The 12677-nt window shown below is 66.5% G+C and carries 6 protein-coding genes; 1 reads left to right on the top strand and 5 read right to left on the bottom strand.

Features of this window, described 5'->3' with window-relative positions; all coding sequences use genetic code 11:
• Nucleotides 1–12: 12 nt before the first annotated feature.
• On the bottom strand, nucleotides 13–312 hold the full coding sequence (locus NR810_RS09895; protein ID WP_257450591.1) for a hypothetical protein: 300 nt from the start codon (nucleotides 310–312) through the stop codon (nucleotides 13–15).
• A 193-nt stretch (nucleotides 313–505) separates the two neighbouring features.
• On the opposite strand from NR810_RS09895, the gene NR810_RS09890 reads away from it, so the two are divergent.
• Nucleotides 506–988 (top strand): hypothetical protein, encoded by a 483-nt coding sequence (locus tag NR810_RS09890; RefSeq protein ID WP_257450589.1) that lies wholly within the window; start codon nucleotides 506–508, stop codon nucleotides 986–988.
• Between the two features lie 53 nt (nucleotides 989–1041).
• Here the strand turns inward: NR810_RS09890 and NR810_RS09885 are convergent, their stop codons facing one another.
• From NR810_RS09885 to NR810_RS09870, 4 genes are all read right to left on the bottom strand, one after another.
• A complete protein-coding gene (locus tag NR810_RS09885; protein ID WP_257450587.1) occupies nucleotides 1042–7608 on the bottom strand; it encodes an FG-GAP-like repeat-containing protein in 6567 nt (2188 codons plus the stop codon).
• Between the two features lie 120 nt (nucleotides 7609–7728).
• Complete coding sequence (locus NR810_RS09880) at nucleotides 7729–8823, bottom strand: extracellular solute-binding protein (protein ID WP_257450585.1); 1095 nt, start codon at nucleotides 8821–8823, stop codon at nucleotides 7729–7731.
• 15 nt (nucleotides 8824–8838) lie between these two features.
• Nucleotides 8839–11160: a hypothetical protein gene (locus NR810_RS09875; RefSeq protein ID WP_257450583.1), complete on the bottom strand. Its 2322-nt coding sequence runs from the start codon at nucleotides 11158–11160 to the stop codon at nucleotides 8839–8841.
• 25 nt (nucleotides 11161–11185) lie between these two features.
• A complete protein-coding gene (locus tag NR810_RS09870) occupies nucleotides 11186–12670 on the bottom strand; it encodes a hypothetical protein (RefSeq protein WP_257450581.1) in 1485 nt (494 codons plus the stop codon).
• Nucleotides 12671–12677 lie beyond the last annotated feature (7 nt).

The raw sequence follows: 12677 nt of genomic DNA, 5'->3' as shown, positions 1-12677 counted from the left end.
TGTCAGTGGGGCCTACTCGGCGAGGATGCGGCGGCAGATACCGCCCGGTCCACCGTCACAGTAGTAACCCTTGGGGCACAGGCCCTCGGTGGTGCACTGATACGGCATCGCCTCGACGGCACCCCGGCGGCAGGCATTCCCGTCGCAGTAGTACCCGGAGGGGCATCGTCCGTCGTCGGTGCACGGATACAGCTGCGCCTCGGCGTTACCCTGCTCCTGTGCCGTCTCTTCCGGAGCCTCCTGCGTACCACCACAAGCGCTCACTGCCAGTGCCACCGCGAGGACCACCGCGCTCATCCACGAGTTCTTCATGTCCGGCTCCAGGGTTGGGTGAGACGCACGTCATTCTAGCGTCAGGGGTTTTGCTTTTCCGTTGCCGGACGGAAATCCACCGATGCTGGTTTTTTTCGGGCTCAGTCCGTGCGCGCGTCGTAGCGCTGCTGGGCGCGGGTGACGTGGGCGCCAGCGGCTGTGCGGTATACACGCAAGGGTGCCGATCGAGTCCATGCCCACCCGTCGCCTCGTGTCCGGCCTCCTCCTCGGAGGCTCGGGGCTCCTGAGCCTGGCCTTCCTGGTGATGTGGCCGTTCAGCTATTGGCGCTACACCTCGTTTGGCGTCGACGTGGATCGTGCCGAGGGCGCCGCGGTCCTTCAGACCCATTACCGCCTCCGGTGGCCGGGGAACGGTGCCTTCCTGATCGGCGCCGACGTGTTCCGGCGTCTCGAGTCGGGGCCCCTGGATCCTTTCGATCTCGGGGGCGCTTTCTTTCGAGCGCCACGGAAGCCGCCGGAGCGGTCTTTCTGGAACCGGATGGGGTTCTGGCTCATCAGCGACGAGCACCCGGGGGTGGCGGACACCGCCCGGGACACGGTGAAGGTGCGGTCTTTCTGGGTGGGCGTCCCGAGCTGGGTGCCTCCGTTGCTGCTGGGCCTTCTGCCTGTTCGATGGTGGATTCGAAGGAGGCGGCGGGGCGGGTCCGGCATCTGACGGGAACCGCGGGGTCTTCGCCCCGAGAGTGCTCGGGGCGAAGGCTGCTCCAACTAGGGAGGGGGAAGCTGTATGTTCAGCTCATTATTCGCATACGTTTGAGTGTTCCACCTCTGGAGCGCTCCTACTTGTTGTTTTGGGAGACCGTTCTTGCTGGCCAACGACGGACCAGTCAGCTCCAGATTTCCGTTGGCATCGACCTTGTAGCCCCACCTGATGGCGCCCAGGTACTGCCCGTGCTCCATGTCAAGCGCGACTGTCACGAACGTGCCCTGGGCCGCATGATTCATCCGCGCCTTCTCCCGTGGAGTATCAATGAGCATCGCGTGCGTGTTGTTGCCATTCTCACGGGCGCCGTACCCGGCGACGAAGCTCTCCAAGTTGAAGACATCCGCGTCCCTGATGGTGTCACTGAAGGGATTGGGATTGTCGTGTTCGTCCATACCGTAGACGGGATTTTTGCTGCTGTTGGACCTGTCGACAGACCAACCTTTGCCGTTGGCCGGGTAGCTACCCATGGCCGGGTCGATCCTCGCGCGGTCTGTCTCCTGCCAATCGATGGGGCTCTTGAACTGGACCAGCCCGATCTTGTTGCTTTTGCCTTGTGAGGCAAAGGTAATCTTGATGTTGGCTCCCACCATGTAGTGGGGCTCGTTTTGGCTTGGCTTGGCTGACTGGTAGGACTTAAAGACATGCACATTGAACGTGCCAGTAATGTTGCCAGCTTCGTTCTTGGTGTTGATTGACGTCACGAAAGTCTTTGCGAGCCCCGACTCATCGGAGAAGTTGATCGGATCGTGTCCGGCATAGGTGTAGAGATGGCACTCGAGTGGGCTCCCGACACAGAACTCCGGTTCCGAGAACACATAGGGATCTGGAGTGGTGAAGCTCGCGAGTCCCGGCGCGTACTCACGCGCCCCCATCTGGATGAGGCCGGTGTCGGGGTCCGTGAGCCGTCCGGTGAAGCTGAAGACGAGCTCGGTGCTCTCGAGCAGATCCTGGGCTCCCGACACGCTGGCCAGACCGAAAGGTGTGTATTCGGCCTGGAGCGGGAGTTGTCCGGACTCGTCCACCAGGGCCTGCACCACTCCGCGTGGGTCGTCCAGCAGGGTGAAGACTCGCTGCTCGTCAACGATGAGGGCCAATCGTCTGCCCCCGATGCGGACCAGGCTCTGCCGCTCCCTCCCGTTGTCGCGTGTGAAGCGCGTGGGATAGACGACGACCTCGGAGACCCTCTCCTGTGCTCCCTCCTTCACGCGCACCTGCCTGGAGACGCGATCACCAGACACCGAATAACCGTAGATGAGGGTCTTTCCGTCGAGCTCGACACGCCGGATGCGGCCGAACGGGTCATAGATGATCTCCCGCATCGCTCCGCCCGCCACCATACGGCCGAACACGTCGAGACGGAAGTTGCCGCCCTTGGGCAGGGGAATGGCGTTCGTGCCCGGCGCACGCTCGAAGAGGTGGTCCACTCCTTCGCTCAGCCTGCTCGGTTCTCCCGAGGGTCCATAGTCGTAGGAATGGGTTTGCTCTCCCTCCTGGGCCAGGAGCAACTCTCCGCGAGGGCTGTAGGTGTATGAGATGGTGCGTGAGCCGTCCTGGATGGCCGCGATGCGCCCATCCGCATGGTACGTGAGCACCTTGTCCTGGACGGGGACGCAGCCTGCCTCACGCGTGATGCATGCCTGGATGTGGACGAGACGCCCGGACGCGGTCTCATGACCATATTGGCGCTCGAGCCCCATCCGAGGCGCTGTATACGCGGTCAACTGTCCCCGTCCGTTGTATTGGATGCCCGCGATGAGCGGAGCCTCCGCGCGCCCTGGCGCCGACCAGTGGAGCGCGGCGAGTGCTCCCGAGCCATGCCGCTCGAACGTGAAGGTATTCCCGAACGGATCGTCATAGGATGCCAGCTTGCCGTCGAGCGCGTAGGCCCATGCTTCCTCGTAGGTGCGTTCCACGCCGCCGCCTGAATACGAAAGTACGTGGCGGGTCCTCTGTCCGCTCCGGTCGTAGGTGTAGTGCTCCGTCACGTGCTGCGCCGCGAGCAGGTCGTGCGCGCTGGCTTCGACAAGACGGCCCAGTGTCTCGGGCGTGGCGGGTTGTCCCTCCCGCTTGTCGTAGACGAATGACAGGTCATCGGTACCATCGGGGTACGCCGAAGAAGAGGCCCGCAGGTGCTTCAGCCGGTTGAGGGAGTCGTAGGTTCGTTCGACGCGCTCCCACGCCGACCCGCTGGCGCTCCATGTCATTCCCTCCGTCACGCGTCCTCGCTCATCGCGCGTCCAGAGTCGCGTCATGATTCCGGAGGCCTGACTGAGGACGAGGTCGCCATCGGCGTCGAAGAGCATTCGCCGGGGCGTCTCCTCTCCAGGCAGTTGGATTCTGTACAACATTCCACGCGCGTCCCGCGAGTAGCGATAGGTCTGACCCGTCTCATCGATCAGCGCGTACACCTTCCCGGAACGTTCGACGGAGGTTCTCGTGCGAACGACGGCACCGTCACTCCCCGTGAGGTGCTCCTCGAGCCGCATCCCCCAGGGCTCGTGCACCGTGCGCACGATGTACTTGCCCGAGGAATCCGTCTCCTCCACCGGACGCCCCAGTGCGTCGTAGGAGGTACATGTCCCCAGGCCGAGCCCGCAGCCGGGTGTGCTCGCGGGAGCCGGGAACCGCCCCTCCTCGAAGAGCGCAACCGGTCCCTGGGCCACCAGGTAGGGCACGGCCGAGAAGACGGGAGCGCCCGCCGCGTTGTAGGTTGCGTACGCCAGCGCCCGGGTTCCCGTGGATTCACTCTCGATGGCCTCGCCCAGGGTGCGACCATCGGCCCGGAAGGCGAACAGCCGCTCCGTCGTCATCCGGGGACCCGTGGCCGTGCGGCGCTCGGTCACGCGCACGAGCCGTGGCTGTGTGCCCTTCGCGTCACGGTAGGCGTAGGAAACCTCGCGTCCGTTCGAGTCCGTCACCCGCACCGGGCGGTGTAGGGCGTCGAACCTGGACACCGTGAGCTCTCCCTGTGGAGTCAGGACGTGGGTTCGGGTCAGGCTCCGTGCGGGGATTTCCTCGCCCGTACCGCCGAGCGTGCATTCCGCCGAGCCGTAGCAATACCGGGTCCGGTGCCCGAGTGAATTCCGAGACTCCACGATGCGCAGACCCGTCGGGTCGTAGATGAAGCGCTCCGTGATTCCCAGCCCGTCCCCGGCTTCGACGACGTTGCCGAAGTCGTCATGGGTCTGTGTGAGGGTGCGCGCGACGCTCTTCTGGATTGCCTGGGTGAACCGGATGTCGAGCCCCGAGAGCGCCTCCGGATCCATCTCGCCTTGAACCGTCACGCGCACCGGCAGGGGCCACTGTTCCGCATACACGGTGGTGGTCGTGGAGAGCACGGCGCCGGAAGGCAGTGTCTTCACGACCTCCCCGGCCATGGCCGTCAGGATTCCCCGCTCCTCCCAGACAGGGTCGTACGTGAAGGTGCGCTCGGAGGAACGCGAGGGGATCTGCAGGCCATCGGGGCCCACGATGGCGTTCTGGGTTTGCTGCTCACGCTCGAGGCGATTGAGCGCGTCGTACTCGAGCGTGCGGGTGCTCGTCGCGGGGGCCGCGCAGCCCGAGCTCTCGCCGCAGATTCGCGAACGGGTGCTCAGGAGGCGCATGAACACGGGGGGCGTGCGGGCCTCCGCTTCCGGAAGGGGCTCGACAGCCCAGTCGGACTCCTGCAGGGAGAGGACCGCCGCGGCCGTGAGTGGCTCCTCGCTCCAGGTCTCCGAGGTGAAGGACACCGCGCTTGCCGTCTCCAGCTGGCCGGGCACGGCGGGACGGACCGCGACCGGGGCGGGGCGGAAGATTTCCTCCAAGCGGGCCCTGCTCGCCAGGAAGCGGTCCGTGCGCGTTCCCTGCACGGCGTACGTCCGGCGGAGTCCCAGGTCCGGTTGGGTGCTGTCTCCCAGAAGGAGCGTGTCGCTCCGGGCGAAGCCGACGAAGCTTCGCGCTTCGCCCTCGAAGTGGGGCGCGTGGTACTGGAAGGCCGTGAGTTGAGGAGGCTCGCCCCCCACCAGGAGGGCGTGCCGCTTCACCACGGGGCGCGCGTAGGGAAGACCGCGCAGGCTTGCATCGTCCATGCCGAGCCGCCGGCGATCGCGCACGAGCTCATCGGTGGTGGTGCCATAGACGAACGCGTGCTGGAGCCCGCTCCCCTCGGACGTCCCGATGAGCAGATCCGGTCCAACGACGTTCTTCTGCCCCGTGCGATTGAAGTCGATGACGCGCAGCCGTCCTCCCTGGGGAGTGGGCTCGTAGACGAGGATTTCTCCGACACCATCCCCGTCGATATCGATGACGCGCGTGTTCCAGATGTTCTGCGGGTCGACACTCAACGTCGTGTTCAGCGGGAGGTTCTCCGCACGGGAGAATCCATCACGACCCTGCCCGAACCAGACCTTGAGTGCGTTCGCCGTCGTCGTGAGATGGGCGAGGTCGATGTTCCCATCCCCGTTGACGTCCGCGAGCCACATCGCGTTGAGGTTGACACCGGACTCGATGCCCTGGGCCGGGAGGAAGAAGCCCTGCTCGCAGACCGGGTCGCCCGCGTCGAAGCCGAACACCAGCGCGCCCGCCGCCATCCGCCCGCGCGGCACGTCTCGCCCCTGCGAGTCCGTCCCCAGGTCCGTATAGCTATAGGCCCACACCCCGCCCTGGTTCTCGTAGATGCACAGGCCCTTGTCGCCCGCGCCAGTCACTTTCAGCACGGCGAGGTCCTGGAGCCCGTCCCCACTGACGTCCAGGAAGCGGTACGCGGGATTGTCGAGCTCCCACCCCGCGCCGGCCGTGAAGGGGAAGCGGAGGTTGGAGAGGGTCTGGAAGGACAGGGCCCTGTCCTCCGGCGAGGTGACGTTCACATGAGCGGTCCACGTCGCCGTCACTCCGTCAGTGGTGGCGATGAGGATGTCGTCCTTCCCGTCCGCGTTGAGGTCGAGGACGCGGCTGCGCCCGTGCATGAGCTGACCGACATACGCATCGAGCATGCTGGAGCGCGTGGCGGCCACGAACGGCTTGCCGGGGACGCCCTGCTGTCCGCGGAAGAAGAAGAGCTCGGACTGACCGCCCGAGGCCGTGATGTGCACCACGTCCGTCAGGCCATCGCCGTTGAAGTCTCCCGTCCAGAACAGGCTGTCGGAACCAGGGCGCTCGTCGAAACGCAGCATCTCCGGCTGCTCGATGCCGCCCAGCACCTTCTGGAGCACCACCCCGTCGCGCTGCACGAATGGGTTCTGCCTGGCGAGATCTCCGAGGTTGTACGACGCGAAGCTCCGGTTGTCGGAGAGAGAGGCGCGCAGGACGTCCGCCAGGCCGTCGGCGTTCAGGTCCAGGAACTCCGAGCCCCCCTCGGGACCAAAGCCATGCACATCCGGGACCTCGATGTCATAGACGAGCGAGTGGTCACGAATGTCCGAGACCGTCCAACCCGAGTACTGGAATCGCACGAGCGGCTCCTGAGGCGTGTCGCGTGTCAGGGGCGCCGCACTCCGCCCGAAACGGTAGATACCCAGGAGCTTGTCCTGCCGGCTCAGAGACGCCGAGAGCTTCGTGAGCTCCGCGGCGAAGTCCTCTTGTGCGACGGTCTCGCAGTCCGGGTGGGTGAGGAGCTTCGCTCCATCCCGCGCGTACACACCGTAGACGAAGCACCACTGGTACATCGGCTCGCCGTCGAATTGCGCCGTCATCTTCGTGTAGAGGTGGCCCGCCTTCTGGGGGTACCCCATCATGTAATCCGTGGGGGCCCGCGGACGCTCCGCGCGCTCGAAGACGTAGGCCGACCGGCCACCCGCGAAGCTGACGGAGCTGAGGTACGAGCGTTGATCCGCCGTGGGCTTGTCGTACTGGTAGGAGACGACTTCGCCCGTGGGGCTCACGGCGGCCACCAGGGGCCAGCGCGTGGCGAAGAAGCGCTTGAGCATCAGCCCCTCGGCGACCTCTGGCGCTTCGCTGTAATACTCCTGCCGTCCATCCGGGTAGACGACGCGGAAGCCAGCGAGGGCGAGCGTGCCGCCCTGTCCGTCCGGCACGGCCATCTCCGCGCCGGGCATGTGGCGGAACACCCGGACGAGCGAATCCGCGCCATCGAGTCGGTACTCGATGATGCTCAGGGCGCCGTTCTCCTTCTCCGTCCGGATGCGCTCCAGGCGCGCGCCATTGAGCGCTAGCCGTGCGGTGAGGTCCCCGTTGGCGGTGACGTACCGGTACGGCACACCCCAGTCGTTGATGATACCCACCGAGGACGAGCCGAGGCTGAAGCCGATGCCGAAGCCGTCCCGGGCATCGGCGGGGGAGGAACTGTACGTGAGGGCCAGACCCGGTCCGAAGCCCGCGCGTGCGGGCAGGGCCGGGAGTGGGAGCATGACACTGGCTTCGCCACGGTTCTCCGTGACGCTCACGCCCATCGTGGGCCCTCGCAGCGCCCCCGCGGATGCGAGTGCGCCAGAACCCATGGCCTGGGGCATCTCCAACTCATCCGGCTTTTGGGCCGGTGTTTCGCTTTTCGTCTCTTCCGTCCGGGTGGGTCCACACGAAAGGGCTGGGAGCAGCCCCAGGACGGCCAGCGACAATCGCAGCCGATTCATCCACGCATCTCCTTGAAATGGCATTCCGCCTCCGGCGGAGGACATGGCTGTGCCGCCGCGCCGGAGGCGAGCCGGCGACACGTGCTGTGCGCAACGACCTGAGGGCGCGGGTTCGCCCTCTCAGTTCTGGACGGGGGTCGAGACGGCGGCGACCAGGGCGCGGGCGGCGCCCTCGGCGCTCAACCGCCCGGTGGCGAACTGTTCCCAGATGGGAGCCAGTGCGGCCTCCGCCGCGCGCACGCGCGCTTCGGGAACTTCCACTGCGTCCACGGAAGCCGCCGCCAGGGCGAGCTCTTCCGCCGACGCCGATGCGGCCACGGGCTGGAGCGCCGCCTTGCCGAGCGTCGCCATGAGACGCGAGGCGCTCTCCTTCTCGACGAAGCGCAGGAGCGCATCGGCGGCCTCCAGCTCACGCTTCGGGGCCTCACCCGCCCGGAAGAGCGCGTACACCCGCTGTACGGGCCTGACCCTGGCTCCGCTTCCGGGCAGGGCGGGAATCACCGTCAGTCCGAGCCTCCCTCCGAGTGCGCTCCGCAGCTCTGGCAGCCGCCATTCTCCAATCACCGCGAACGGCGCACGGCCCTCCTTGAAGACCTGGACCACGCACTCCGACAGGCAGGCGCCCGGCGTGAGGCCGTACTTGAACCGGAGATCGGAGAGCAGAGCGAACGCCTCACGCGTCGCGTCGCCCGGGCCCCCGGCCTGGAAGAGATCGCCGAAGAAGGGGAGGAGGCTGTGCATCTCCTCCGCGAGCACGATTCCATACGGGACCGTGCCCTTCTCCTTGAGGGTGTAGCCGTGGGCGATGATGTCGCGCCACGTCTTCGGTGCTTCGGGAACGAGCTCCCGGTTGTAGGCGAGGACGACGTAGTCCGAGGCGAACAAGGGAACGCCTCCGGGCGTGGCGGACCCGTTCGACACTCGCAGCGCCAGGTGGGGGCCACGGGCCGCGCCGTCGCTCCCCTCCCGGGCATGCGCGTCGTACCGCACCGACAGCCGCACCTCGGGGTGTTGCTCGAGGAAGGGGCGCAGGAGCTCCTCGAGAGGTCCGTTGAAGTCCGCGCCCACGCTCTGGACGATGCTGAGCTCGACCGGCGACGTTGAGGGAGGGGGCGGGGCCGGGTCGCGCCGGGACAGCCAGTACCCGAGCACGGTGGCAAGCACCACACAGCTCCCGACGACGGCGTATGCCCACCGGTTCTTTCGCCATCCCATGTCCATTCTCCTCACCTAGGGAGCCCCCAACCACGGCGCCTGGACCTGGCATGCCCCGGGACTGGCGGTCAGGTAACGGATGTCTGTCATGGGCTGGGGCACGACGAACTGCACCAGGGCCTGTTCCCCGGACGCCTGGGCCGGACACCGCACCACGTAGGCGAAGTTGCTGACGCTCGCGGCGTCGAACACGAGCCGGCCCGCGGTACGCACGCGCAGCATGGTGGCCTCGGTCCGGAAGAGGGTGGACGTCGAGGGCAGCCCCTTGGAGAACGTCGTCCGCTTGGACCACAGGGCGTCCTCTCCTCCGGGCCGCGGAATCCCGGACCACAGGATTCCCACGGGACCCTGGAGGGTCGCCCCTCCGATGAAGGCCTGGGCGCCCGGCTTGAGCGTCAGGGCCCGGAAGCGATCCACGGTTCCCGAGAGCGAACGTCCATCCAGGTCGATGAGGATGCCGGAGCTCGGGTTGGCGTGGGCGAGCGACACCAGCTTGAGCTGCCCCGTCTGCGGCCACGAGACGATGGACACCGTGCCTTGCTCGGCCTCCACGGCGCTCGTGAAGGCGAGGACGTCGGAGTTGTAGAGCACCAGGCTCCCTCCCGCGATGTCCACGCCCGCGTAGAACGGATATGCCCGCGTGACATCGCCGATATCGGCGTCACGAAGGCGGAGCATCAGCTTCTGTCCGGTTCCACCCCTTGCCCTGACAGCCACACGCGCGAGCGCCGGCCGGGACGCCACGGGGGTGGTGGGGGGGATCGGACGCATGTCCAGGTACCGGAGCTCCACTTCGAGATCTCCCTCGACCTGGATGGCGGGGACAGCCGCCGTGCAGGGGGTTGCTCCCGTTCCGCATCGTGGCTCACTGACGAGGAGCGCCGTCCGTGCACCTGCCTCTCCGCCGAGCCGGAGGGTCTTGAGGCTGGAGGGAAGGGTACTGGCGTCCACCCGGAACGGAGCATCACTCAGGATGGCCTCCGGTCCGAGGACGACCTCCAGGGCCTCGGGTCCACTCGCGCACTGGCGCGCGCGGATCGCGCGTTCCAGCTCGCGTGAGAGCTCGATCTCCGAGAGATCGATTCCATCGAGAATCACTTGGGACAGATCGATGCGGCACGTCTTCTGCTCCTGGAGACAGGGGAGCGCGAGCTGGGGAGTGGAAGGCGAGGAGGGTGTTCCGGTGCCGTACGCGGCTTTCAGCTGCCCCAGCCAGGAGGACGTGACGGCGGTGTCGTGCGTGAATCCGAGGTGCTTCTGCCAGGTCTCCGTGGCTCCGCCACAGGAGGGAAACACGAGCTCTCCGGTCGGGAGCTGCGCGCCCCGGCGAATCGTTCCATCGAGCTGCTGGCGCTCCTCATACGTAAAGGGAGTCGCGTAGGTGCAGGACTCCCCCGCGCCGAGCTCACCCTGCAGGCAGGAGATCGCACCATCGACGACCTTCTTGTGCGCGGGCTTGAAGTCCGCTCCACAGTGGTCCACGCAGAAGTCGAAGAGCGGCCGTCCCGCCACGTCCTGGTACTCCAGCTCTCCAGCCCAGCTACTGGGGACCGACTCCGGAATCATGAACAGCGCGCGCAGCCTGTCCTGCACCTCCGCGAGCTTCGCGTCGTCCCACTGGAGGTCCGTGACCGGCAGTCCATCCACCGCGTCCAGGAGGACGGTGCTCGCCCCTCGCGTCAGCACATAGACATACCGGCCACCCCAGCCGAGACTCCGCACGTAGGCGGTGTCGAGCTCCCAACCGGAGTACTCGACCGGCCGGTCCCTCTTGCAGGACAGGTAGATGCGCTCCCCGGTGGCCGGGGGCGGCTCCCGAGACGTCTCCTGCTGGGCCGCGCGCTGCGGAACCTGGAAGTGGAAGATCAGCTCTCCACACCGGTTGGGGATGACCAGGAACGACGAGGGCTGACCCGCATCCGTGCCCGAGCCCTGCAGGTACTCGAGGTAGGAGGAGCCCAGGGTGAGCGATTCGACGAAGACCCGCGCACCCGATGCGGTCGTATCCGGGCAGGACAGGACGAGTGTGCTCGGGTAGTCGAGCTGGTTTTTCCACGGACTCTCATCGAGCGGTGTGATGGGGTCCGCGTAGATGCGGAAGAGGCGGCGCGCGTTCGCCTCGGTGCACCCGTTCAGCCTCGCGAACCGGGATGCACGTCCTTCTCCCTGGGGGAGCTCCACGGCATACGCCGTGGCGCCGCTCGTCGTCTCGTAGGAGAAGAGACTGGGAACCAGTGGCGCTTGGGCGAGGGCTCGCGCCTCGCTGACCGTGGTATGGCTTTCAGCCTCTCCCTGGAGGCCACACCCCGCCAGGAGGAACGGGACGACTCCGTACATCCAAAAGCGTCTCATCGGTGGGTTCTCACTGATTCACGTAGAACGTGTTCATGCAGGTCAGGATGTCCTTGCGCCCATCCGCGATGTACGCACCGAGCCCGACGTTGCGGCACAGCGCGGCGGCGGTGGTCTGGCCATCTCCGGAGACGTAGGTCGTCTCCACATTGGAGGAGCAGAGCTTGTTGAGCTCGCTGCGAGGCTTCAACAGGATGGGATCGACCTGGGCACAGGTCTTCCGGAAGGTCTCCCGGTTCCCGCCGCGGATCTCGCAGAAGTACAGGCTGCAGAGCTTCCGCAAGACGGTGTCCTCGGCCTCCGCGCCTCGAGCGAGCACCGACATGTCCCGCTTGACGAGGCGGATCTTGTCGAGGAACGCCTCCTGGCCCTGGAGCGTCGCGAGTGTGTCGGTCAGGTCCGTCTTGCTCCTGGCCAGCTCCGTGCGGACGTCACGCCCGGCGCTGTCCTGGTAGAGACCGTTGACCCACCTGTCCACGAAGCCGAGCAGGTTCTGCACCTTCAGCGTCACCGCCTGGTACTTCGTGCTCATGGCCTGGACGCGCGAGGGAATCGGCCCATTGCACTCGCCGGTGGGCGAGCAATACAGCTCCGCCAGGCCCGTGTACGAACCCCGGAGCCGCTCGTTGCGCTGCTTCAATTCCGAGAAGAGCTGAGCAGAGCCCGCGACGGCCCCGTCGACCATCTCGAACTTCCTCGCGAGCATGGCCGTGAGGGGACCGACCCCGGTCGCCGTCGAGCTCGTCTGGTCCGTCACGTTCCCCAGGTAGCGCGAGAGCTCCGTGGTCCCCACCTGGGTCCCGATGCTCTTCACCTGCTCTTCCGGGAGCGACGTGACGATGCCACAGGTCGCATCGGTGCCAGCGCTCAGATGGCTGCTGTAGCACGCGCCCATGGACTCGATGTGCTTCCCGACGGAGAAGGCCGTCGAGTCCGGGTAGTCGAGCGCCATGTTCGCCCAGTTGACGCTCGTGAAGCTCGCCTTCGCCATCCCCCGGTGCACGCAGAAGAGCTCACGCGAGGTCAGCTTCGTCTCCACCTCCGGCGCGAGCTGCTTCATCCGCTCACAATGGAGCAGTCCCTCCATGAGCGCGGCCACGTGCCTCTGCGACCGCAGGAGCCCGGAGGTCTGTGCGCGCTGGAGCTCGTCGATGCCCCGGTCGAGCTGCTCCCGGGCCTTCTTGGAGTCCATGTAGCGCCGGTCCTGGTGGAACGCGCAGATCCCGTTCAGGAAGTTCACCTGCGCCCGCTTGCTCGTCACGAGCTGGCCGTTCTCCATGGGGAAGTACACGGCGCTGAGGTGCTTCCAGGTGCCAGTCAGGCACGCGCTGCTCCAGAGCTGCGCGCGAAGTGTCGTCTTCCGCTCCTGGAAGTCGCACGACGCGGCATTGCTGTTGCAGTCACTTTGCGCCGCCGCCGGCCCGCTCGCACAGAGTCCGGCGAGCAGGCACGCGACCCAGAGGGGTGCCTTTCTCTCGAGCACCAACCGATGCATGACGAAA

It is taken from the genome of Archangium lipolyticum (genome assembly GCF_024623785.1).
Classification (GTDB): Bacteria; Myxococcota; Myxococcia; order Myxococcales; family Myxococcaceae; genus Archangium; species Archangium lipolyticum.
This window is presented reverse-complemented; position numbering and strand designations above follow the sequence as displayed.

What these genes read in the sequence shown, in the direction of transcription:
- NR810_RS09895 (WP_257450591.1), bottom strand. Translation starts at nt 312, where the DNA reads ATGAAGAACTCGTGGATGAGCGCGGTGGTCCTCGCGGTGGCACTGGCA.
- NR810_RS09890 (WP_257450589.1), top strand. Translation starts at nt 506, where the DNA reads ATGCCCACCCGTCGCCTCGTGTCCGGCCTCCTCCTCGGAGGCTCGGGG.
- NR810_RS09885 (WP_257450587.1), bottom strand. Translation starts at nt 7,608, where the DNA reads ATGAATCGGCTGCGATTGTCGCTGGCCGTCCTGGGGCTGCTCCCAGCC.
- NR810_RS09880 (WP_257450585.1), bottom strand. Translation starts at nt 8,823, where the DNA reads ATGGGATGGCGAAAGAACCGGTGGGCATACGCCGTCGTCGGGAGCTGT.
- NR810_RS09875 (WP_257450583.1), bottom strand. Translation starts at nt 11,160, where the DNA reads ATGTACGGAGTCGTCCCGTTCCTCCTGGCGGGGTGTGGCCTCCAGGGA.
- NR810_RS09870 (WP_257450581.1), bottom strand. Translation starts at nt 12,670, where the DNA reads ATGCATCGGTTGGTGCTCGAGAGAAAGGCACCCCTCTGGGTCGCGTGC.